A 22,247-nucleotide genomic window follows, 5' to 3' on the forward strand; every position below is an offset into this window, starting at 1 on the left:
AAGCGAAAGAAACTGTTTGCACAAGCTTATGCTTTCCAGTCATAAGCAGACAGTCCGGGATTCCCTTAAAATAGCGCGCTCACTCTCGGGCAACACATGAAGAACATCCTGCTTACCTTGCTGCTTGCCGGCCTGACCATGGTCGGTCCGCTGGCAATCGACACCTATCTACCTTCTTTCCCGGCCATTGCCGAGACTTTCAGCGCCAGCCCGATGGCGATCCAGCAGACCCTGAGCCTGTTCCTGTTCACCTTCGCCTTCATGATGCTGTTCTACGGCACCCTGTCGGACAGCTTTGGCCGCCGCCCGGTCATCCTGTGGTCGCTGGTGCTGTACATCCTGGCCTCGCTGGGCGGCGCCCTGGCCGGCTCCTTCGGTTTCCTGCTTGGCGCCCGCATCCTGCAAGGGCTGGCATCCGGTGCAGGTTCGGTGATCGCCCGCGCCATCGTGCAAGACCGCTTCGATGGCATGGAAGCCCAGAAAATGCTGGGCAATATCATGATGGTGTTCGGCCTGGCTCCGGCCATTGCGCCTGTGCTGGGCGGCTGGTTGCAAGTTTCCTTCGGCTGGCGCTCCATCTTCTGGTTCCTGACCGGCTTCGGCCTCTTGATGTGGATCGCCGTCTGGCGCTGGCTGCCGGAAAGCCTGTCACAGGAAAAACGCCATCCGCTGCACCTGGGCGCCATCGCACGCAATTACTGGATGGTGCTGAAGCACCGTCAGTTCCTGCTGCTGTCGGTGTCGCTCGGCGCGGCTTTCGGCGGTTTTGCCCTGTATATCGGCTCGGCCGCCTACTTCATCATGCACATCCTGAAGCTGCCTGAAACCGCCTTCGCCTGGTTGTTCATCCCCTTGATTAGCGGCCACGTGCTGGGCGCGACCGCAAGCGGCAAGCTGGCGCACCGCATGGCGCCTGCGAAACTGATCCAACTGAGCTACGGCCTGATGGCCATTTCCGCGGCCATCAACGTGGGCTACAACTGGTTCTTCGCAGCGACCGTCCCTTGGGCCGTGCTGCCGCTGTTCCTGTTCTCCTTTTCGCTGGCCCTGGCAATGCCGCCACTGACACTGGCCGGCATGAACCTGTTCCCGCAACATAGCGGACTGGCGGCTTCGATGCAGTCCTTCCTGCAGATGATGCTGTTTGCACTGGTGTCCGGGCTGGTAGCGCCACTGCTGTTCGGCAGCGCGCTGCATTTGGCACTCGGCCTGGCAGCCTGCCTGGCGGTGAGCTACGCCACCTATCGCGGCGCAACCCACGGCCAGCCTCACGGCCAGGGCGCGGGCGTCACTTCCTGATATTGCGGGCCACCCTGTGCCGGCTCGGGTGCCGGCTGGGGCGGCTCGTGGCCCAGTTTAAGATTGGGCGGCAAGCCGAGGCCGAGGATTTCCTTCCTGCCTTCGACAAAATCGGAAGTGCTGAGCGGGTGTTCGCTGTCGGGCCAGTTGGCGATCGCCCAGTTCTGCACCTCGACAAAGCGCTTCCACACTTCGGTGACAAATTTCCGCCTGATTTCATCGTCCATTGCTGCCTCCGTTGGGTTTTCACTACTCTACACCAGCGGCGGGTTTGCTGTCACACGGGCTTGATCCGGTAGGCACAACGGCGTTCGCCGGCCAGGATGTGTTCCTCGCGCTGCACATTGCAGCCGGGCCCCAGCACACGCTGGAATACCTCCAGTTCCGAGCGGCAGAAGTTCTGGCATTCGCGGGCGGCGGCACAGATCGGGCAATGGTTCTCGACCAGGAGCAGCGTACCGTCGTTTTGCGGCTCGACTTCGGCCATATAACCTTCCACGTCGCGCGCCAGGGCCAGGGCTTGCACGCGCTCCGGCAGCGCGGCACCGGCATCGATCGCTTCGCGGTAGAAGGCCTCGCTGGCCTGTTCGCGGGCGGTAATCAGCTTGTCCATGCCTTCTTCGCCGAACAGGGCGCGCACCTGGGTGATCAGTTGCAGCGTCAGGTCGGCGTGGCGGTCGGGGAAGCGTGCGTGGCCGGCGTCGGTCAGCAGCCAGCGGCGTGACGGGCGCCCCACCTTTTCCGCCACATCTTCAAACGTGACAAAGCCGCGTTCTTGCGCCGCCTCCAGGTGGCGGCGCGCGCCCATCGAGGTCAGGTCGAGCAAGCCGGCCAGTTGCTGCGCTGTGCGCGGGCCCCGCGTTTTCAACAGGAAGAGGATCTGGTCGGCAGTGTTCATGCGCCGGCTCCTTCCGCCTTCGCTACCGCGCGCTGCGCCGGAGCGCTAGCCAGTTCACCGCGCCAGCCGCGCAGCCGCCAGCCCGCCCATGCGGCAAAAACCGCGCCAAGCAGCAGGATCAAACGCGTATCGATCAGCGTCAGCACCGAACCGATGGCGGCCATGGCGATGTTGGCGAAGCAGAACGTCATCGACAACAAGCCCATGACCGAACCCTGGCCATGCGCCGCAAAGCGGTCCGCCGCCCACGATTGCACCGTCGCGTTATAGAAGGCGTTGGGAAGGCCGAACAGGCAGATCGCCACCATGCCGATCCACAGGTTGCCCAATGCAACGCCGGCAACCGATGCCGCCAGGCCGAAAGCCAGCCAGCTCGCACGGTGCAGCGGTTCCATGCTGCTCGGCCGGCCCGCAATAACCGCGGCCAGCGTCATGATCGCGCACATTGCCATATTGATGGTCGCAATGCCGCGCGCATCGTAACCACCCTGCTCCACCAGCCACAGCGGGTAGTATTCATAGAAACCGGTGATGCCGCAGGTCAGCGCCAACTGCACGATGAACAGCGTGCGCAACTCGGGAAAGCGCAGCAAATTCATGGCGTGGTGCGAGCGCGCCACCTGCCACCATGAAGCACCGTCGGCCGGCGCCTTGGCCGCGCGCGGCACGGTGATCGCCACCAGCGCGGCAGCCAGGACCAGGGCCACCACGGCCACCCAGAACGGCACTGTAATGCCAAAGCCCAGCGTGAAGCCGGCCAGCACCGGCCCCACCAGCCAGCCCAGGTGGAGCGAGCCATTCACCAGCGACAGCGCGCGCAGGCGCTGCGGGCCTTCCAGCTTTTCGGCCACCAGGGCCCGCGCCACCGCGCCATTACCTTCCAGCAGGCCGGTGCCGAAGCGGGCCAGGATGAACAGGGGATATGACTGCATCACCAGCGCCAGCGCGGTCAGCGCGTGGCCGGCAGCGGCACCGAGTGCAGTCGCCAGCAGGATTGGACGGCGCCCGTAGCGGTCGGACATGGGTCCGAGCAGCGCGGAGCCGATCACCAGGCCGATCGGGTTCACCGTCAGCGCGATGCCGAACAGGAGCTTGGGCGGCAGGCCGAGGAAGTGATTCAGGGAGTTATGGGCTTCGGCCGCGAACAGCGGCGGAAGGATCGGATACGGCAGCGAAGCGCCCGTGGTGGACAGCAGGCCAAGCAGGCAGGTAGCCGCGATGAGGAGGACATTGTTCATGCCCTCCAATATACGCAGGGCTCGACAATAAGTAAACAGAAAACGTTATTTATTATCGAGCGGCCGGCCTGGCGAGCTGCGGCAGCGATGCCATCAGGTCCGAGAAGCGCTGGCCCTGGATCATCACATGGCTGCGCAGCAGCTCGGCCGCCTGGTCGCCATCGCCAGCCAGGATGGCCTGCACCACTCCCTCGTGTTCGGCATAGGAATGGCCAATGCGGTTGCGCACACGAAGCTGCAAACGGCGGTACGGCCGCAGCCGGCGATACAGGCTGCGCGCCTGTTCGAACAGGAAGCTGTTGTGGGCACCCGCATAAATCGCTTCGTGGAAGGCTTCGTTGCGATAGTAGTACTCATCCGGCTCCTGCGCTTCCACTGCCGCCTTGCAGGCTGCGTGCGCAGCCAGCAGCACCTGCTGCTCCCCGGGCGTCATGCGGCGCGCAGCCAGGCGGCCGCAGGTCGCTTCCAGCTCGGACATGACTTCGAACATTTCGAGCAGCTGTTGCGGCCCCAGTTCGGCCACGATTGCCCCGCGCCTTGGACGGATCACTACCAGCCCCATCGACTCAAGCTGGATCAGCGTCTCCCGGATCGGTGTGCGCGATACGCCGAAGCGGGTTGCCAGTTCGGTCTCGTCCAGGTGCTGGCCCGGCTGAAGCTCGCCCATCGCAATCATTTCTTCGATGGTTTCCCGCAAGGTGGAGGAGTGTTTCGTCATGGCACTACATGTTCAGGATGTATATGAGACTCCATTATAAGACGCACAATTCTCTTGACAATGTATTCGCCGAAGATATTCTTGTATACAAAAAAACCTAAGCTGCATACTTAACCGTGGAGGATGACATGTCGCAGATGATCCGCAGGTCCGTACTTGCCGCACTCGCCGCCAGCCCGCTGTGGCTGCAAACCGCCTGGAGCCAGAGCAGCGCCCTCAAGATTTCGCACCAGTTCCCCGGCGGCACCCTGGCCGAAGGCGACTTCCGCGACCGCCTGACGCGCATGTTCGCGGCGGAAGTGGAAAAGCGCACCAAAGGTGCGCTGAAGTTCGCCGTCTATCCCGGCTCCTCGCTGATGAAGACCAATGCCCAGTTCTCCGCCATGCGCAAGGGCGCGCTGGACCTGTCGCTGGTGCCGCTGTCTTACGCCGGCGGCGAGCTCCCGGAGGTAAACCTCGGCCTGATGCCCGGCCTGGTCACCTCATATGAACAAGGTTACGGCTGGAAGAACCGGGAAGTCGGCAAGGCCCTGACGCAACTCCTGTGGGAGAAAGGCGTGGTGCTGGTGAGCTGGATCTGGCAGGCTGGCGGCGTCGCCTCGCGCGTCAAGCCGGTGGTCGATCCGGAAGATGCCAAGGGCATGAAGATCCGCGGCGGCTCGCGCGAAATGGACCTGATCCTGAAAGCCGTCGGCGCCGCCGTGGTGTCGCTGCCTTCCAACGAAATCTACGCCGCCATGCAGACTGGCGCCATGGATGCGGCACTGACATCCTCGACGTCCCTGATCTCCTTCCGCCTGGAAGAAGTATCGAAAGCGCTGACCACCGGCCGCGGCACCGCCTACTGGTTCATGTTCGAGCCTTTGATGATGTCGCGCGCGGCATACGAGCGCCTGCCGAAAGAGCAGCAAGCCGCCATCATGGCCGTCGGCGCCGAACTGGAAGCCTTCGCGAAAACGGCAGCCCAGGCCGACGACACGCAGGTCGCCGCCGTCTACCAGAAGGCCGGCGCCAGGGTCGTCGACCTGAACGCAGCTTCCGTCAGGAAGTGGCAAGCCATCGCCCGCAGCACCGCCTGGAAAGACTACGGCGAGCGTAATGCCAACTGCGCCAGGCTGCTGGCCCTGGCGGAGAAGACGCTGTGAGCCACGGTTTCGAACTCAACCCGCCCAGCGAGGCGGCGCTGCCGCGGCCCCCCGGCCTCGCGACGGCCGGCGTCCTGCTGGCGAAAGTGAACCAGGGCTTGCTGGCATTGTCGATGGTGGCGATGGTGCTCACCGCCCTGATCCTCACCTATTCCGTGGTGTCGCGCTATTTCTTCCACGCCCCAACGGACTGGCAGGATGAAGCTTCGATCTTCATGCTGGTTGGCGTAACCTTCTCCTGCTGCGCCTACGTGCAAAGCTTCCGCGGCCATATCGGCATTGAGGCGCTCGCTGCCATCCTGCCGCCCAGGGCCAATGCGGTGCGTCTGTTCATCGTCGACCTCTTGTCTTTCGTGTTCTGCGCCTTCTTTTCCTGGAAATCATGGACCTTGTGGCACGAAGCCTGGGTTGACGGCCAGACCACCACCTCCACCCTTGCACCGCCGCTGTGGATTCCATACTCCATGATGGCAGCCGGCATGACCTTGCTGGCCCTGCAGATCCTGCTGCAAGTGCTGGCGCGCATCTCCGGTAAAGGAGCCGCAAAATGAGCGAACTGACCCTGGGCGCGCTGTACGCCATCGTCACCCTGGCGGTCATGTTCTCAGGCATGCCGATCGCCTATGCGCTGGGCATTGTGGCGACCACCTTCATGTACTTTTTCATGCCGGCCAGCTCGCTCGACACGGTCACCCAGAACGTGTACGAGGAGATGGCTTCCATCACCCTGCTCTCGATTCCGCTGTTCATCCTGAAGGGCGCCGCCATCGGCAAGTCGCCGGCCGGCAAGGACCTGTATTCAGCCATCCACACATGGCTTCACAAAGTTCCTGGCGGCCTGGGAATTGCCAACGTGTTTGCCTGCGCGCTGTTTGCGGCCATGGCCGGTTCGTCGCCGGCCACCTGCTCGGCGATCGGTTCCGCCGGCATTCCCGAGATGCGCAAGCGTGGCTACTCGCCTGGTTTTGCGGCGGGCATCATCGCGGCAGGCGGCACGCTCGGCATCCTGCTGCCTCCTTCGATCACCATGATCCTGTATGCGGTGGCAGCGGAACAGTCGCTGGGACGCCTGTTCCTGGCCGGCATCGGGCCCGGCCTCCTGCTGGTGCTGCTGTTTGCCGGCTATGCCGTCTGCCGCGCCCGCACTGAATATCAGCAGGCGCTGGTGGCTTACCAGAACGGCGGCGCCAGGTCGGCCTACCTGGATGACGAGCATTTCACCCTGCGCCAAAAGGTGCAGATGCTGCCCCGTGTATTGCCCTTCATCGTGCTGCTGATCGGCGTGATGGTCGCGCTGTATGGCGGGTTTGCCACGCCGTCCGAAACGGCAGGCCTGGGTGCCCTGCTCGCACTGGTGCTGATCGCCGTCGTGTATGGGGCCTGGCGGCCCCGGGACATGTCGCCGATCCTGTCCTCCACCATCAAGGAATCGACCATGCTGCTGCTGATTATCGGCATGTCGCTGTTGTATTCCTACGTCATGAGCTACCTGCATATCAGCCAGGCTGCCGCCAGCTGGGTCGTCGGCATGCACCTGTCGAAGTGGGTGCTGCTGGCAACGATCCTGATGCTGGTGGTGGTGCTGGGCTTCTTCCTGCCCCCGGTATCGATTATCCTGATGACGGCGCCCATCATCCTGCCGCCGCTGCGCGAAGCGGGCTTTGACCTGGTATGGTTCGGCATCGTCATGACGGTGGTGATGGAAATGGGCCTGATCCACCCGCCGGTAGGTTTGAACATTTTCGTCATCAAGAACATCGCGCCGGATATACCGCTGCGCGACGTGATCTGGGGCGTGATGCCATTCCTGCTGCTGATGGTGGTTGCCGTGGTCCTGCTGTGCATCTTTCCCGCAATTGCCACCGCCCTGCCCGACATGATCATGGGAGTGAAGTAGATGAGTGACCCAAGCCGCGTATGGGATAGCCTTCAACGTAACCGCAAAGGCCGCCTGGAGCGCGCCCGCAGCGTACTTGGCGGCGAACTGGCAGGCAAGGTGCTGCCCGCTGCCCGCATCGCCGACCTGCTGCACACGGTGCTGGAACACGGCGACCGCGTTTGCATCGAAGGGAACAACCAGAAGCAGGCCGATTTCCTGGCACTGGCGCTGGCAGGGCTCGATCCGCAACGCGTGCACGGCCTGCACATGCTGCAATCGGTGCTGGCCCTGCCCGAACACCTGGACGTGTTCGAGCGCGGCGTGGCATCGAGACTGGACTTCTCTTTCTCAGGCCCGCAGGCAGCCCGCGTGGCCAGGCTCGCGGCGGCGGGCAAGCTGAATATCGGCGCCATCCACACCTATCTCGAGTTGTTCAGCCGCTACTTCATCGACCTGCCGCCGCGCGTGGCGCTGGTCGCTGCGGAAGCGGCAGACCGGCACGGCAACCTGTACACCGGCCCGAATACGGAAGACACGCCTCCCATCGTCGAGGCCACTGCGTTCAAGAACGGCATCGTGATCGTTCAGGTCAACCGCATCGTGGAGAAAGTGCCGCGGGTCGACGTGCCGGGAGACTGGGTCGATTTCGTCGTGCAGTCGCCAACGCCCTATTACATCGAGCCGCTGTTCACGCGCGACCCGGCGCAGATTTCGGAGATCCAGGTCCTGATGGCGATGATGGCAATCAAAGGCATCTACGCCGGGTACCAGGTGCAGCGCCTGAACCACGGCATCGGCTTCGACACCGCCGCCATCGAACTGCTGTTGCCGACCTATGGCGCGGCGCTCGGCCTACGCGGCAAGATCGCCACCCACTGGGCGCTCAATCCGCACCCCGCCCTGATCCCCGCGATCGAAGCGGGATTCGTGGAATCGGTCCACTCCTTCGGCTCGGAACTGGGCATGGAGAACTACATCAGCGCCCGACCAGACATCTTCGCGGTAGGCCCGGATGGCTCGATGCGCAGCAACCGCGCCTATTGCCAGGCGGCCGGCCATTACGCCTGCGACATGTTCATCGGCTCCACCCTGCAGATCGACCTCTCCGGCAATTCGTCAACCGCCACGCTGGGCCGCATTTCCGGTTTTGGCGGTGCGCCGAACATGGGCGCCGACGCGCGCGGCCGGCGCCACGCCAGCCCAGCCTGGCTCAAGGCCGGCGAACAGGCGCGCCAGGGCAGCGGCGCCATGCCACGCGGGCAAAAGCTGGTGGTACAGATGGTGGAAACCTTCCGCGAACATATGCAGCCGGCCTTTGTCGAACGCCTCGATGCCTGGGAACTGGGGCAACAGGCCGGGATGGCAATTCCGCCCGTGATGATCTACGGCGACGACGTGACGCATATCCTGACCGAGGAAGGCATTGCCAACCTGCTGCTTTGCCGCAGCGCCGAAGAGCGCGAACAGGCCATCCGCGGCGTGGCAGGCTATACGCCCGTTGGCCTTCAGCGCGACAAGCGCATGGTGGAAAACCTGCGCGATCGTGGCATCATCAGGCGCGCCGAAGACTTGGGCATCGACAAACGCCATGCCACGCGCGACCTGCTGGCGGCCAAAAACATGAAGGACCTCGTGCGTGCCTCGGGCGGCCTGTATGATCCGCCCAAGCGATTCCGCAACTGGTAGGAGCCAAGATGGAAGCACTCAATTACCGATTCGAACAAGGCCGGCGCCCACTCTCAGCCGAACCGCGCGTCGTTGGCGTGGTCAGTTCAGGCAACCTGGAAGTGCTGATCGAAAGCATCCCCCTGGGCGGCGCCTGCGAAGTGGATATCCAGACTGCCGCAGTCGGCTTCGGCGCGATCTGGCAAGCCGTGATCACGGACTTCCACGAACGCTGGCAACTGGCCGACACCCGCATCGCGATCAACGATATGGGGGCCACGCCCGCCGTGGTCAGCCTGCGTCTCGACCAGGCGGTGGAATCCATGCTGGGAGAAAGCAAATGAGCAGCTACCTGGAGGCCAATGGGCGCGAGCGCCTGGCGCTGTTCGACAGCTTTGAAGAATTCATCGGCCCCGCGCAGCGCGTCGTCAGCCCGCATCTGGCGCAGCTGGGTGCGCCGGTTTCGTTCGACGACGGTGTGATCGTCGGCCGCGCCACGCTGGATGGACTGCCCGTGTTCGCAGCTACCCAGGAAGGCGGCTTCATGGGCGGCGCCGTGGGGGAGGTGCACGGCGCCAAGCTGGTTGGCTTGCTGCGCCGCGCGCTGGTCGACCACCCCGCAGCCGTGCTGCTCTTGATTGAGAGCGGCGGCGTGCGGCTGCATGAAGCCAATGCGGGATTGATCGCCCTGTCGGAAGTCATGCGTGCCGTACTGGACGTGCGTGCTGCCGGCATTCCGATCGTGGTGCTGATCGGCGGCTCCAATGGCGCCTTTGGCGGCATGGGCATCGTGGCGCGCTGCGCCAATTCGCTGGTGATTTCGGAGGAAGGCCGGCTGGCAATGTCGGGCCCTGAAGTGATCGAAACCGCCAGCGGCGTCGAAGAATTCGATTCGCGCGACCGCGCACTGGTATGGCGCACCACTGGCGGTAAGCACCGTTACCTGCTGGGCGATGTGCAGCGCATCGTGGAAGACAGTATTCCTGCCTTCCGCCAGGCCGCGCTGGACGCCATCGCGCAAGCCCGCAACAACACGGTAGAACTGACACTGGCTGGCCTGGAAGCGGAGCAGGCCATGCTCGAGCAGCGCATCGGGCGCTTTGGCCGTATGCGCGATCCCGCCGACATCTGGGCATCGCTGGGCGTTGCCGCGCCTCAGGATATTCCGCTGCTGGCGATCGATTCCTTCATTGCCGCCGCAGGGCCTCACCGACAAGGAGCATGAGAATGGATTGGAAAGTTTTAGCCGATGCCCTTTTCCCCGGCGGCCATGACATCGTCGAACATGAACAAGTCCTGACCGGGACCGCACGCGTTGACGGGCAAGCCGTCAGCGTGATCGGTACCACGGGCCATGCTCCGATCGGCGTGGAAATTGCGCTGGCCCAGGCCAAGGCCGTGCTGGCGACGATACGCAACCACCCAGGCCGCGCTATCGTGCTGCTGGTCGACACACAAGGACAGCGATTACGCCATCGCGACGAAATGCTGGGCATCAACAGCTACATGGCCCATCTGGGCAAATGCATCGACCTGGCGCGCCGCCGGGGCCATCGCACCATCGGGCTGGTGTACGACCAGGCCCTGTCCGGCGGATTTGTCGCCAGCGGCATGATGGCCGACGCCTGCTACGCCCTGCCCGGCGCCACGATCCGTGTCATGGCCTTGCCGGCGATGGCGCGCATCACCAAAGTGTCTGAAGAAAAGCTGGTGGAGCTGGCACGCAGCAACCCCGTATTCGCGCCGGGACCGGAAAACTACCTGCGCATGGGCGGCCTGCAGGCAATCTGGGAGGGCGACCTCGCCGCCCACCTGGCAAACGCCATCTCCAGTGCACCGCGCGAGGACCAGCGCAGCGCGCTCGGCCTGCTGCGAGGAGGCCGCAAGACTGCACAGCCAGTCATAGAAGCCATCGTCGGCGGCGGCAATGTACGCGCGGCATGACCTGGTGTGGCTGGTGCGCGACGGGTGGCAGGCCGTGCTGGCTACTGCCCCGCGCGGCACGCCAGCCCACGCCGCAATCGCCCGCTGGGCCGATGCCGGCTGGCCGCTGGTGGTGCGCCGCCGCGATGATGCCGCGCACGCGACCGGGCAGGCCAACGGGCATGGCGGCGATGTCTGCATCGGCCTTGCCGCCCCGCCCGATCCCGTCAACGGAGCGAAGCTGCGCCTGCCGTTGCACGTGCCGGCGCAGCATATTGCCCGCCATTGCGCACCGTTGCCACTGGATGGCGTCGCCCATGCCCTTCCAGCGCACTGGCAAGCTCCCTTCGCCCGCCTGGCGGCAGCCAGCACAGCTCTTGACCTGCGCGTTTTCGGCTCCCTCGCGCTGCAGGCACTGACGGGCCAGGCCTATCTGCGCGACACCTCCGACATCGACCTGCTGTTCCGGCCCCGAAACAGCGCCGCGCTGGATGAAGGCGCCCTGCTGCTGGCCAGCTTCCTCGAAGACTTGCCGCTGGACGGAGAAATCATCTTCCCTGGCGGCCAGGCCGTGGCGTGGAAGGAATGGCTCACCGCCGGTTCCCCCACCGGGCGCGTCCTGGTCAAGTCGCAATCGGGCGTAAGACTCGCAACGCGCGCAGAACTGCGCGCAGAACTGGAGCCGGCATGACGGTCCGCGCCACTCAGTCGGCACAGCAAGCGCGCATCCTGGCAGCCGCCGCCCGGTTCACTGCCAGTTCCAGGCCGCGCCGTCACGCCGCCCATGCCTTCTGCCGCGAAGTTGCGCTGCGCGCGGTGCGCAGCCTGTACCACGAGCTGACACTCTACCCCAAGCCAGGCCTGGTCTCGCTCGTTGACAACGGCAGCCATACCGATATGAACGCCGTAACCTTCATGCGCAGCCTGTTTTCGCTGCGCCACTACTACGCCCGCATCTGCCACGCAGGCTACGACGGCGCCCCCTTCGCGGAACTGAAAAGACTGGGCATCGCCGCCGAGCAGCGCATGCTGGCGGCCACCAAAGGCGTCAACACCCACCGCGGCGCCATCTTCGCCCTCGGCTTGCTGTGCGCCGCGATGGGCCGCGTCCGTGCGCTGCGCATGGCGATGACGCCCGCGGCGCTGCGCACCGTCCTGCTGCTTCACTGGGGCGAAGAACTGGCCGCCCACACGCACGCCGGCGGCAGCTCGAACGGCTTGCAAGCGGCTGCCCGGCATGCCGCCAGCGGCGCGCGGGAAGAAGGCGCCCTTGGCCTGCCTTCCGTGTTCGAAGTAGGCTTGCCGGCCCTGCATGCCACGCTGGCTAGCGGCGGCCCGATGCTGCACGCCCGCGTCGATGCCATCTTCGCCCTGATGGCCAACATCAGCGACACCAACATCTACCACCGAGGCGGAACCGCCGGCGCCGATACGGTGCAGCACGCGGCCCTCCAGTTCCTGCAGCAAGGCGGTACCGCAAACCCGCAATGGAAGGAGCGCGCCCTCGAGTGCCACAGGCACTTCGTCGCCCAGGGGCTGTCGCCCGGCGGCGCTGCCGACCTGCTGGCCGCCACTTGCCTGGTGCACAGCCTGACCACCGTGCCCCTTCCATGAAAAGCCGCCTGCTGATCCTGTGTCCCGGCCAAGGCAGCCAGCATGCCGCCATGTACGACCTGGCGCGCGGAGACTCGCATGGCGCGGCCCTGCTGGCGCAACTGGCGCCCCTGCTGCCCGACCTGTCCTGCCCCGAGGCCATGTTCGGCAACCGCGCCGCGCAGCCGGCGGTCGTCGCCAGCAGCCTGGCGATGTGGGAGGCGCTGCGCCGCGACTGCCGCCAGCCCGCCCTGGTGGCCGGCTACAGCGTCGGCGAACTGACCGCCTACGCTGTGGCCGGCGCCCTGAGCCCGGAACGCACCATCCTCCTCGCTGCGCAACGCGCGGCACTGATGGATGCTTGCGTTGACGCCGGAAGCGCCCACGCCATGCTTGCCATCAGCGGCCGGCGCACGGCTACGCTGCGTCCACTGCTGGCGACCCACGGCTTCCAGATTGCGATCGAAAATGGCGAAGATAGCTGCGTCGTCGGCGGCCTCGCCGCCGATGCGGCCGTCATGTCGATCCCCGGCGCACGCGTCGTGCGACTGCCGCTTGCTATCGCCTCGCACACGCTTTATCTGCAAGGCGCGGTCGAACCGTTCGCGAGACTGCTCGCACGGGAAGAATTTGATACGCTCCAGGCTCCGGTCCTGGGCGGCATTGACGCCGTGCCCATAGGCGACAAGGAGACGGCAGTCAGCCATCTCGCGCGCCAGCTCGCCGAACCAATCGTGTGGTCCGAATGCATGGACGCTTGCGCCGAGCGCGGCATCACTGCCGCCCTGGAACTGGGACCGGGAAATGCCTTGTCGAAGATGCTGTCGACGCGCCACCCCGGCATCGAATGCCGTTCGGTGGCGGACTTCCGCTCGCTGGATGGAATCAGGGACTGGCTGGCGCGGGTTTAACGCAGGTGCTGCTGCACCCACGCGATAATGCCCTTGCTGTCCATTGCCCCCGCCTGGCGCGCCAGCTCGCGCCCGCCCTTGAAGACCGCCAACGTAGGAATGCTGCGGATGGCGAAGCGCGCGGCCAGTTGCTGTTCCGCCTCGGTATTAACCTTCACCACGCGGAAATACGGCTCCAGGTGCCGGGTCGCCTGTTCGTAGAACGGCGCCATTGTGCGGCAGGGTCCGCACCACGGTGCCCAGAAATCCACCAGCACCGGAATATCGTTGCGCTCAATATGCTTGAGGAAGCGCTCGGTCGCCAGGTCCGCCGGCTGGCCGGTGAACAGGGGACGCTGGCATTTGCCGCAGGTCGCCTCTTCCTCCAGGCGCACCGAAGGCACGCGGTTGACGGCGTCGCAGTGTGGGCAGACGATATGCAAGTTTTCCATAGGTTCCAGTATAGCGCAGGCTTATAATCCGGAGGGCACGCTTCGCCAGCCAGGAGGCAACATGGAATACGTGAACACCGACCGCTTGCGCATTGCCTTCCGCCAGCATGGCGACATGCAGGGGGAGCCGATCTTCCTGCTGCACGGCTGGCCGGACGATATGCACACCTGGGATGGCGTCCTGCCCTTTCTCGCAGGCTCCGGATACCGCCTGATCGTGCCCTGCCTGCGCGGCTTTGGCGATACCCGTTTCCTCGACCCGGCCACACCGCGCAGTGGCCAGCTAAGCGCCCTCGCACAGGACCTGCTGGACTTCGCCAGCGCCTTGGGCATCGACCGTTTCAATGTGGCCGGGCATGACTGGGGAGCCCGCGCCGCCTACAACGCCGCCCTGCTGGCGCCGCAACGGGTGATGCGCTGCATGGCCCTGTCGGTCGGCTGGGGCACCAATGACCCGCACCAGGCATTGAGCCTGCATCAGGCGCGCAATTACTGGTACCACTGGTATATGGCGACCGACCGCGGGGCCGAGGCGCTGCGCAAGGATCGCCGCGAATTCGCCCTCCTGCTATGGCGCACCTGGTCGCCTTCATGGCATTTCGGCGAAGGCGTTTTCCACGACACCATGCATGCCTGGGACAACCCGGACTGGGTGGACGTCACCGTGCACTCTTACCGCCACCGCTGGGGGCTGGCCACGCCCGATCCGGCCTACGCCATGCAGGAAGAGCGGCTGCGGCGCGAATCCGTGATCAGCGTGCCGACACTCACCCTGCACGGCACGGAAGATGGCGCCAACAGCCCGCAAACCTCGGAGCGCAAGGAACACCTGTTCAGCGGCCCTTATTACCGCGCACTGCTGGCCGGCGTCGGTCACTTCCCGCAGCGGGAAAACCCGGGCGCCGTGGCCGATGCCTTGCTCGCCTGGCTGCAGCGCGGCTAATCGGCCTTCGCGCTGGGGAAGAACAGCTGTTGGCCGCCAGGGCGGAACTGCGCAATCCTTGCCTGCCCTTCGGGCGATGTGATCCAGTCGATCAGCTGGCGCGCGCCCTTGTAGTTCACGCCCGGATGTTTAGCCGGGTTGGTTGCGATGATGCCATAGGGGTTGAACATGCGCTGGTCGCCCTCGACCATCAGCGCCAGTCCGGTCTTCGCCTGGTAAGCCCCGTATGTCGCACGGTCGGTCAAGGTATAGCCGCCCATTTCAGCCGCCATGTTCAGCACCTCACCCATGCCGAGGCCCGCCGACACGTATAGCGGAGCGGCAACCCGCGAGCCCGCCTGCTTCCAATAGCTCTTTTCCATGATGTCGGTACCGGAATTGTCACCGCGCGAAATGAACTTCGCCGGGCCGCGCGCCAGTTTGCGGAATGCGGCCAGGACATCCTTGCCGCCTTTGATGCCAGCCGGATCGCTGGACGGGCCGACCACGATGAAATCGTTGTACATGACGTCGTGCCGGTCGACACCCCAGCCTTCGGCGACAAATTTATCCTCCGCCGCGCGCGCATGCACCAGGGTGACATCCACGTCGCCATTTTTCGACAGCTCAAGCGCCTTGCCGGTGCCAACCGAAATCACATGCACCTTGCTGCTGGTCCGCGCCTCGAAGGCCGGCAGCAGGTAGGCCAGCAAGCCTGAGTGTTCGGTGCTGGTCGTGGTGGAGAGGCGGATAAGCCGTTGGGCATGGGCGCTGCCGGACAGCGCAAACGCCGCGGCAAGGCTAAGCAGGAGCCTGCGTTGCACTCATTTCTCCTCGAGTTGGCCGTCGCGCAGTTTCAGGCGCTGCACATCCGGCAGGTTGATCAGGTCACGGTCGTGGCAGGCCATGACGACGGTGCTGCCCGACTGGGTCAGCGATGGAATCAAGGCCAGGACTTGTTCGCGTGCCTCGCCATCCAGGCTGGCGGTCGGTTCATCGAGCAGCAGCAGGCGCGGTTGCAGCACCTTTGCCCGTGCCAGCGCCACGCGCTGCTTTTCACCGCCGGACAGCGTAGCCGGCCGGCTGCCCTGCAGATGCCGCACGCCCGCCCAGTGCATCGCCTCCTCCACCAGTCTTGCAGCCTCGGCGCGCGCCACGCCACGGGCCTTCAAGCCGTAGCCGATATTGCCGGCAACGCTGGTCGAGAACAGCACGGGATGCTGGTGCACGTAGACTATGTCGCGGCGCAGGAGCGCCGGGTAAGGCGCCAGCGTCACCGCCTCACCATTGAAGCGCACGCCCACCGCATCGGCCGGCGCCAGGCCGGCCAGCACGCGCATCAGCGTACTCTTGCCGGCGCCGTTCATTCCGGTCAGTACATAGGCACGGGCTGCATCGAGCTTGAAATCCTGCAGGTCGAACAGCATCTTTTCACCATAGCGCTTGGTCAGGCGGACGATGGAAAGCATGGGCGTCATCCCCGTCCCCTGGCGGCATGGGCATCGCCCTGCAGCACCATCATGGCCCCGTTCATCGCCAGCGCAATGGCCACCAGCACCACCCCCAAAGCGATGCCCTGCGCAAACTCGCCTTTACTGGTCTCCAGCGCAATGGCGGTCGTGATGGTGCGCGTTTCGCCCGCGATATTCCCGCCCACCATCATTGCGCAGCCCACCTCGGAAATCACACGCCCGAAGCCGCTGATAATTGCCGCCATCACGCCAAAGCGCACCTCGTAAAGCAGCGTCGCCATGACGCGCCACGGAGAAGCACCATGCGCGATGGCCGTTTCCGCGAAACGTGGGTCGGCCGCCTGCACGGCCGCCAGCGTAAAGGCCAGCAGCACGGGCAGCGCGATGAGCACCTGTCCCGCCACGATGCCCGGCTGCGAGAAAAGCCACTGCAACCTGCCCATCGGTCCGTGGCGCGACAGCATCATGTACAGGAGCAGGCCGATCAGCACCGTCGGCAGCGACAATGCGGCCTGCACCAGCCAGATCACGATACGCCGGCCGCGAAACTGCGTCATTGCAATCGCATAGCCGCCGGCAAGCGCAAACGGGGTCGCGATCAGCAATCCGAGCACGCTGGTGCTGACCGAGATCCAGACAATGCGCCACAGCACAGGATCGCCGTTAACCAACAGCGCAAACGCCCCGCGCACCGCATCCACCAGCCCCATCACGCCTCCCGGTCGAGCTCGTGTCCCACCATGGGGTCACACCCCAGGTGTGACACGGGCGCGACTGTAGGTGCGGCTGAGGCCGTGTCACACCTGGGGTCTGACCCCACGGTGTGACACGGTCTCGGCGGTAACTCGGCCAGTTCGGGTTCGGGGAGCAGGCGTTGCGGGGAGGTCAGCAGCAGGAAGTGGCGGCCGGTGCAGCGGGCCAGCAAGGTCATGCCGAGGCGGCTGGCGACGCTGTGCCCCATCTGCGTGGTGCCGGAGCGCGACAGCAGGAACGGTATCGACATTTGCGCGCCTTTGATCACCATTTCGGATGTCAGGCGCCCGGTCGTGTAGAACACCTTGTCGCCGCCGTCCACGCCGTCCAGCCACATCTTGCCGGCAATGGCGTCAACGGCGTTGTGGCGCCCTACGTCTTCGACAAAATACAAAAGCTCCCCGCCTTGCGTGAACAGGGCGCAGCCGTGCACCGAACCCGCTTGCTTGTAGATCGACTGCAGCGTGCGGATGGTTTCAACGATCCGGTATACGCCGGACTGCTTGAGCCGCGCCCCGGGCGGCAGCTGGATGTCGTCCACTTCGTCCATCAGGTCGCCGAACACGGAACCCTGGCCGCAGCCGGTGGTCACCACTTTGCGCGCGGTGCGTTCTTCGATATCGGCGACGCCGCCACGCGTCTTCACCGCTGCGGCGCCGACCGACCAGTCGACATGGATCGATGCCACGTCCTCCACCGAACGGACCAGACGCTGGTTGCGCAGGTAGCCCAGTACCAGGGCTTCCGGCGCACCGCCCAGCGTCATCAGGGTGACCAGCTCGCGCTTGTCCACGTACACGGTCAGCGGGCGTTCGGCGGGAATGTGGATCAGCGAACGGCGTCCTTTTTCGTCGATCGCTTCCACCTCCTGCGTCAGCACCACGCTGGCCTGTGTCATCTGCGGTAGGTTCATGCGCTTGCCGCCTCCATCGCCTGGCCGCCGCCGAAACTGGACTGGGCGTCAACCGTACCGCCCAGCGTGACTTTGACCGCGCAGTACTTGAACTCGGGGATCTTGCCAAACGGGTCGAGCGCAGGGTTGGTGAGCTTGTTGATCGCCGCTTCGTAATAGCAGAATGGCACGAACACGGCGCCGCGCGGCGAGCTGTCGTCGGCCCGGGCATACAGCGCGACCTGGCCCCGGCGCGACGCGATGGTCACCACGTCGCCCGGCTCTGCGCCCAGGGCCGCCAGGTCTAATGGATGCACCAGCGCGACCGGGTCCGGTTCGATCGCGTCCAGCACCGCCGTGCGCCGCGTCATGCTGCCGGTGTGCCAGTGTTCGAGCTGGCGGCCGGTAATCAGGACCATGGGATAGGCGCTATCGGGCCGTTCATCGGCCGGGATGATATCAGCCGGCACAAAACGCGCCCGGCCCGACTCGCGCGGGAAATCGTCGGTGAACACCACCGGCGTGCCGGGATCGCCCTCTTCATGGCAGGGATAGGTCACCGCATGCTCGCGCTCCAGGCGCTCCCACGTGATGCCGGCAATGCTGGGCATGACGCGCCGCATCTCCGCGAACACGTCGGCCGCGCTGCCGTATTGCCAGTCCAGGCCAAGCCGCTGGGCCATCTGCTGGATAATCCACAAGTCCTGCCGCGCTTCACCCGGCAGTTCCAGGGCCCGGCGCCCGATCTGCACCAGCCGGTCGGTGTTGGTGAAGCTGCCGTTCTTTTCCGGGAAGGCGCTGGCCGGCAGGATCACATCGGCCAGGCAGGCGGTTTCTGTGAGGAAGATGTCCTGCACCACCAGGTGCTCCAGCGAGGCCAGGGCAGCGCGCGCGTGGTTGGCATCGGGGTCGGACATGGCTGGATTCTCGCCCATGATGTACATGCCTTTGACCTGCCCAGCCTCGGCGGCATCCATCACCTCCACTACCGTCAGCCCGGGCTTGTCGTCCAGCGTGCCCGGCGCCAGGCCCCAGGCGTTCTCGAATCGGGCCCTGGCGGCAGGCTCGGTCACGCGCTGGTAGTCCGGGTACATCATCGGGATCAAGCCCGCGTCGGAGGCGCCCTGGACATTGTTCTGTCCGCGCAGCGGATGCAGGCCCGTACCCGGCCGGCCAATTTGTCCCGTCATCAGCGACAGCGCGATCAGGCAGCGCGCATTGTCAGTGCCGTGCACATGCTGCGAAATCCCCATCCCCCACAGGATCATCGAGGCGCGCGAGGTGGCGTACAGGCGCGCCACCTCGCGAATTGTCTCCGCCTCGATGCCGCAGATCGGCGCCATGGCTTCCGGCGCGTAATCGGCCACGTTTGCCGCCAGTTCGTCGTAGCCGATGGTGCGGCCGGAGATAAAGTCCCTGTCCACCAGCCCTTCCGTCACGATCACGTTCATCATGGCGTTCAGCAGCGCCACATCGGTATCGGGTTTGAACTGCAGGAAGCGGTGGGCAATGCGCGAAAGGTCGGAGCGGCGCGGATCGCACAGCACAAGCTTTGTGCCTTGCCGCACGGCGTTCTTGATCCACGTCGCCGCCACGGGGTGGTTCACGGCCGGATTGGCGCCAATCAGGATCACCACTTCGGCCTTCATCACGTCCTTTACCGGGTTGGACACGGCGCCCGAACCTATCCCTTCCAGCAGGGCCGCAACCGAGGAGGCATGGCACAGCCGCGTGCAATGGTCGACATTGTTGCTGCCGAAGCCGGTGCGCACCAGCTTCTGGAACAGGTAGGCTTCCTCGTTGCTGCCCTTGGCCGAGCCGAAGCCGGCCAGCGCGCGCGGGCCGTGGGTGTCGCGGATGGCGGCCAGCTTGCCGCCGGCCAGCGCCAGCGCTTCTTCCCAGCTCGCTTCGCGGAACACTTCGTGCACGCGCTCGGGGTCCATGCTGAAGCCGCCCGATTTCGGCGGCGCATCGGCGCGCCGCACCAGGGGCCTGGTCAGGCGATGCGGATGGTGGACGTAGTCGAAGCCGTAGCGGCCCTTCACGCAAAGCCTGCCCTCGTTGGCCGGTCCATTGCGTCCTTCCACGAACACGATCTTGTTGTCCTTGACGTTGTAGGTGAGCTGGCAGCCTACGCCGCAATATGGGCATATGGAGTCGACGCGCCTGTCCGGCACCGCCAGCGCGGCATCGCGCGCAGGCATCAGGGCGCCGGTCGGGCAGGCTTGCACGCATTCGCCGCACGCAACGCAGCTGGAGGTGCCCATCGGATCGTCCATGTCGAACACGATTTTCTCGCCGTCGCCGCGCCAGGCCAGGCCGATCACGTCGTTCATCTGCTCGTCGCGGCAGGCACGCAGGCAACGGGTGCACTGGATGCAGGCGTCGAGGTTGACCGCGATGGCGGCATGCGTCAGGTCGCCCGCCGGCTGGCGGCGGGGCGCGAAACGGGGCTTGCCGACTGCAAGGGTTTCCGCCCAGCGTTCAACTTCGTTATGACGCGTATGCGCTTGCCCGGGCATGTCGGCCAGCAGCAGTTCCAGCACCATCTTTTGGGCGGCAAGCGCACGCGGGCTGTCGCTGCTGACTTTCATTCCTTGCGAAGGATGGCGGCAGCATGATGGCGCCAGCACGCGCTCGCCCTCAATCTCCACCATGCATGCGCGGCAGTTGCCGGCGGGCGCCATGCCGTCCTGATAGCAAAGGTGCGGAATGTCGATGCCTGCGCGGCGCGCCGCATGCAGCAGCGTTTCGCCGGCCGCGGCCCGCACCGCGCGGCCATTGAGTTCGAAGGCGATCATCGCGCCACCTCGTGCGGGAAGTACTTCAGCACGCAGTCGACCGGATTGGGGGCGGCCTGGCCCAGGCCGCAGATCGAGGCGTCGCGCATCACCTGCGACAGCTCGCCCAGCAGCCCTGCATCCCACACCTGCGCCTCGACCAGGTTGGCCATCTTGGCGGTGCCCACCCGGCAGGGCGTGCACTGGCCGCAGGACTCGTGGCGGAAAAAGCGCATCATATTCCCGGCCGCAGCGCGCGCAGTGTCATGCTGCGACAGCACGATGACGGCGGCGGAACCGATGAAGCAGCCGTATGGCTGCAGCGTATCAAAGTCGAGCGGCACATTGGCCATGCTGGCCGGGAGGATGCCACCTGATGCGCCGCCCGGCAGGTAGGCATAGAACTGGTGGCCGTCCTGCATGCCCCCGCAGTATTCGTCGATCAGCTCTTGCGCCGTAATGCCGGCCGGCGCCAGCTTGACGCCCGGCTGCCTGACGCGGCCTGAGACCGAGAACGAACGCAAGCCCTTACGGCCGTTGCGTCCATGCCCGGCGAACCACGCTGCGCCTTTGGCCAGGATCTCAGGCACCCAGTACAAGGTCTCGAAATTGTGTTCCAGCGTCGGGCGGCCGAACAGGCCCACCTGCGCCACATAGGGCGGCCGCAGGCGCGGCATGCCGCGCTTGCCCTCGATCGATTCGATCATCGCCGATTCTTCGCCGCAGATGTAGGCGCCCGCGCCGCGCCGCAAATGGATGCGAGGCTGCTGACCGCCCAGTTGCGCAAGCTCCTGCTGCAGCAGCTGGCGGCAGTCGTGGTATTCGTCGCGAAGGTAGATGTAGATCTCGTCGATGCCGGTGGCCCAGGCGGCGATCAGCATGCCTTCGATGAACTGCCGCGGATTGCGTTCAAGATAGAAGCGGTCTTTGAATGTGCCCGGTTCGCCCTCGTCGATATTGACTGCCATCAGGCGCGGTCCCGGTTCGCTGCGCACGATGCGCCACTTCCGCCCCGCCGGGAAACCGGCCCCGCCCAAGCCGCGCAGGCCGGCCTCTTCCAGTTCCGCAATTACAGCCTCCACGGAACGCGCCCCGGACAGGCATTCGCCCAGCACTGCGAACGCGCCGCCGCTGTCCGGCGCGCCGGGAAGCGGTGCAGGAGCAGCGCCCGCCGCGCCAGCAAGCGCCGCCGCCACGCGCTCGCAACTGGCGAACCCGGTCGCATGCTGCCCCACCAGCACCGCCGGCGCCTGGTCGCAGCGTCCGATACAAGGCGCCGCCACCACCCGCACCTCCCGCCCCAGCAGCCCCGGCAGGCGCGCCAGCAGTTCGCCCGCGCCAGCCAGTTCGCACGACAAGCCATCGCACACGCGTACGGTCAACGCCGGCGGGGCCGGTTCGCCCTCGCGAACAATATCGAAATGGTGGTAGAAGGAGGCCACCTCAAAAACCTCGACCTGGGCCAGCCGCAGCTCCGAGGCCAGCGCCGCCAGGTGCGCCGCCGGCAGGCAGCCATATGCATCCTGGATCACATGGAGGAACTCGATCAGCAAGTCGCGCCGGCGCGGCGCATCGCCGAGCAAAGCCTGCACCTGCTGCAGCGCAGCAGCATCAACCTGCCGGCCTTTCGGCCGCTGGCGCTTCCTTTCCCGGCTGGCACCCTGCACTGCAATTGGAATCATGCCCTGATTCACCTCGCAAAATGATGTGGCTTACCTCAGGGTATCA

General features: G+C 65.3%; 23 protein-coding genes. 12 read left to right on the top strand and 11 right to left on the bottom strand.

Features of this window, described 5'->3' with window-relative positions; translation table 11 throughout:
* Window positions 1-96: 96 nt before the first annotated feature.
* A complete protein-coding gene (locus ACWBU6_RS18870; protein ID WP_452644933.1) occupies window positions 97-1,299 on the top strand; it encodes a multidrug effflux MFS transporter in 1,203 nt (400 codons plus the stop codon).
* Here ACWBU6_RS18870 and ACWBU6_RS18875 read toward each other — a convergent pair.
* From ACWBU6_RS18875 to ACWBU6_RS18890, 4 genes are read right to left on the bottom strand one after another with little or no spacing between them, the layout of a single operon-like run.
* Entirely contained in the window at window positions 1,269-1,526 is a 258-nt protein-coding gene (locus tag ACWBU6_RS18875; RefSeq protein WP_452644934.1) for a hypothetical protein, read from the bottom strand. The two genes, ACWBU6_RS18870 and ACWBU6_RS18875, sit on opposite strands and share 31 nt — an antisense overlap.
* Window positions 1,527-1,576: 50 nt before the next feature.
* Window positions 1,577-2,197 (bottom strand): helix-turn-helix transcriptional regulator, encoded by a 621-nt coding sequence (locus ACWBU6_RS18880; protein ID WP_452644935.1) that lies wholly within the window; start codon window positions 2,195-2,197, stop codon window positions 1,577-1,579.
* Entirely contained in the window at window positions 2,194-3,435 is a 1,242-nt protein-coding gene (locus ACWBU6_RS18885) for an MFS transporter (RefSeq protein ID WP_452644936.1), read from the bottom strand. The genes ACWBU6_RS18880 and ACWBU6_RS18885 overlap by 4 nt, the downstream gene beginning before the upstream one ends.
* 52 nt (window positions 3,436-3,487) lie before the next feature.
* Window positions 3,488-4,153 carry a GntR family transcriptional regulator gene (locus ACWBU6_RS18890; RefSeq protein ID WP_452644937.1) on the bottom strand — a complete coding sequence of 222 codons (666 nt, stop codon included), beginning with the start codon at window positions 4,151-4,153 and terminating at the stop codon, window positions 3,488-3,490.
* Between the two features lie 128 nt (window positions 4,154-4,281).
* On the opposite strand from ACWBU6_RS18890, the gene dctP reads away from it, so the two are divergent.
* From dctP to ACWBU6_RS18940, 10 genes are read left to right on the top strand one after another with little or no spacing between them, the layout of a single operon-like run.
* Window positions 4,282-5,298 (top strand): TRAP transporter substrate-binding protein DctP, encoded by a 1,017-nt coding sequence (gene dctP, locus ACWBU6_RS18895; protein ID WP_452644938.1) that lies wholly within the window; start codon window positions 4,282-4,284, stop codon window positions 5,296-5,298.
* The gene (locus ACWBU6_RS18900) at window positions 5,295-5,849 is read left to right on the top strand and encodes a TRAP transporter small permease (protein ID WP_452644939.1); all 555 of its coding nucleotides are present in this window, start codon (window positions 5,295-5,297) and stop codon (window positions 5,847-5,849) included. Before dctP ends, ACWBU6_RS18900 begins: the two co-directional genes overlap by 4 nt.
* A complete protein-coding gene (locus tag ACWBU6_RS18905) occupies window positions 5,846-7,195 on the top strand; it encodes a TRAP transporter large permease (RefSeq protein ID WP_452644940.1) in 1,350 nt (449 codons plus the stop codon). The genes ACWBU6_RS18900 and ACWBU6_RS18905 overlap by 4 nt, the downstream gene beginning before the upstream one ends.
* Window positions 7,196-8,863, top strand: coding sequence for a malonate decarboxylase subunit alpha (mdcA, locus tag ACWBU6_RS18910; RefSeq protein ID WP_452644941.1), 1,668 nt, complete (start codon window positions 7,196-7,198; stop codon window positions 8,861-8,863).
* An 8-nt stretch (window positions 8,864-8,871) separates the two neighbouring features.
* The gene (mdcC, locus tag ACWBU6_RS18915; RefSeq protein ID WP_452644942.1) at window positions 8,872-9,186 is read left to right on the top strand and encodes a malonate decarboxylase acyl carrier protein; all 315 of its coding nucleotides are present in this window, start codon (window positions 8,872-8,874) and stop codon (window positions 9,184-9,186) included.
* Window positions 9,183-10,067, top strand: a complete 885-nt coding sequence (locus tag ACWBU6_RS18920; protein WP_452644943.1) for a biotin-independent malonate decarboxylase subunit beta — start codon at window positions 9,183-9,185, stop codon at window positions 10,065-10,067. Before mdcC ends, ACWBU6_RS18920 begins: the two co-directional genes overlap by 4 nt.
* A gap of 2 nt (window positions 10,068-10,069) precedes the next feature.
* On the top strand, window positions 10,070-10,786 hold the full coding sequence (gene mdcE, locus ACWBU6_RS18925) for a biotin-independent malonate decarboxylase subunit gamma (RefSeq protein ID WP_452644944.1): 717 nt from the start codon (window positions 10,070-10,072) through the stop codon (window positions 10,784-10,786).
* Complete coding sequence (gene mdcG, locus ACWBU6_RS18930) at window positions 10,770-11,456, top strand: malonate decarboxylase holo-[acyl-carrier-protein] synthase (protein WP_452644945.1); 687 nt, start codon at window positions 10,770-10,772, stop codon at window positions 11,454-11,456. The genes mdcE and mdcG overlap by 17 nt, the downstream gene beginning before the upstream one ends.
* Window positions 11,453-12,379, top strand: a complete 927-nt coding sequence (gene mdcB, locus ACWBU6_RS18935; RefSeq protein ID WP_452644946.1) for a triphosphoribosyl-dephospho-CoA synthase MdcB — start codon at window positions 11,453-11,455, stop codon at window positions 12,377-12,379. Before mdcG ends, mdcB begins: the two co-directional genes overlap by 4 nt.
* The gene (locus ACWBU6_RS18940; RefSeq protein ID WP_452644947.1) at window positions 12,376-13,269 is read left to right on the top strand and encodes an ACP S-malonyltransferase; all 894 of its coding nucleotides are present in this window, start codon (window positions 12,376-12,378) and stop codon (window positions 13,267-13,269) included. The genes mdcB and ACWBU6_RS18940 overlap by 4 nt, the downstream gene beginning before the upstream one ends.
* Here ACWBU6_RS18940 and trxC read toward each other — a convergent pair.
* Window positions 13,266-13,700, bottom strand: a complete 435-nt coding sequence (trxC, locus tag ACWBU6_RS18945; RefSeq protein ID WP_452644948.1) for a thioredoxin TrxC — start codon at window positions 13,698-13,700, stop codon at window positions 13,266-13,268. The two genes, ACWBU6_RS18940 and trxC, sit on opposite strands and share 4 nt — an antisense overlap.
* A gap of 61 nt (window positions 13,701-13,761) precedes the next feature.
* Between trxC and ACWBU6_RS18950 the strand changes: the two genes are divergently transcribed.
* Window positions 13,762-14,643: an alpha/beta fold hydrolase gene (locus ACWBU6_RS18950; protein WP_452644949.1), complete on the top strand. Its 882-nt coding sequence runs from the start codon at window positions 13,762-13,764 to the stop codon at window positions 14,641-14,643.
* On the opposite strand, the gene ACWBU6_RS18955 is transcribed toward ACWBU6_RS18950, so the two are convergent.
* From ACWBU6_RS18955 to ACWBU6_RS18980, 6 genes are read right to left on the bottom strand one after another with little or no spacing between them, the layout of a single operon-like run.
* Entirely contained in the window at window positions 14,640-15,446 is an 807-nt protein-coding gene (locus ACWBU6_RS18955) for a substrate-binding domain-containing protein (RefSeq protein ID WP_452644950.1), read from the bottom strand. The genes ACWBU6_RS18950 and ACWBU6_RS18955 overlap by 4 nt on opposite strands.
* A complete protein-coding gene (locus ACWBU6_RS18960) occupies window positions 15,447-16,100 on the bottom strand; it encodes an energy-coupling factor ABC transporter ATP-binding protein (RefSeq protein ID WP_452644951.1) in 654 nt (217 codons plus the stop codon).
* On the bottom strand, window positions 16,097-16,804 hold the full coding sequence (locus ACWBU6_RS18965) for an ABC transporter permease (protein ID WP_452644952.1): 708 nt from the start codon (window positions 16,802-16,804) through the stop codon (window positions 16,097-16,099). The genes ACWBU6_RS18960 and ACWBU6_RS18965 overlap by 4 nt, the downstream gene beginning before the upstream one ends.
* Window positions 16,804-17,760: a formate dehydrogenase accessory sulfurtransferase FdhD gene (locus ACWBU6_RS18970; RefSeq protein ID WP_452644953.1), complete on the bottom strand. Its 957-nt coding sequence runs from the start codon at window positions 17,758-17,760 to the stop codon at window positions 16,804-16,806. The genes ACWBU6_RS18965 and ACWBU6_RS18970 overlap by 1 nt, the downstream gene beginning before the upstream one ends.
* Window positions 17,757-20,540: a formate dehydrogenase subunit alpha gene (gene fdhF, locus ACWBU6_RS18975; protein WP_452644954.1), complete on the bottom strand. Its 2,784-nt coding sequence runs from the start codon at window positions 20,538-20,540 to the stop codon at window positions 17,757-17,759. The genes ACWBU6_RS18970 and fdhF overlap by 4 nt, the downstream gene beginning before the upstream one ends.
* On the bottom strand, window positions 20,537-22,213 hold the full coding sequence (locus tag ACWBU6_RS18980) for an NADH-ubiquinone oxidoreductase-F iron-sulfur binding region domain-containing protein (protein ID WP_452644955.1): 1,677 nt from the start codon (window positions 22,211-22,213) through the stop codon (window positions 20,537-20,539). Before ACWBU6_RS18980 ends, fdhF begins: the two co-directional genes overlap by 4 nt.
* Window positions 22,214-22,247 lie beyond the last annotated feature (34 nt).

The sequence above is a fragment of the Pseudoduganella sp. HUAS MS19 genome (assembly GCF_053615455.1).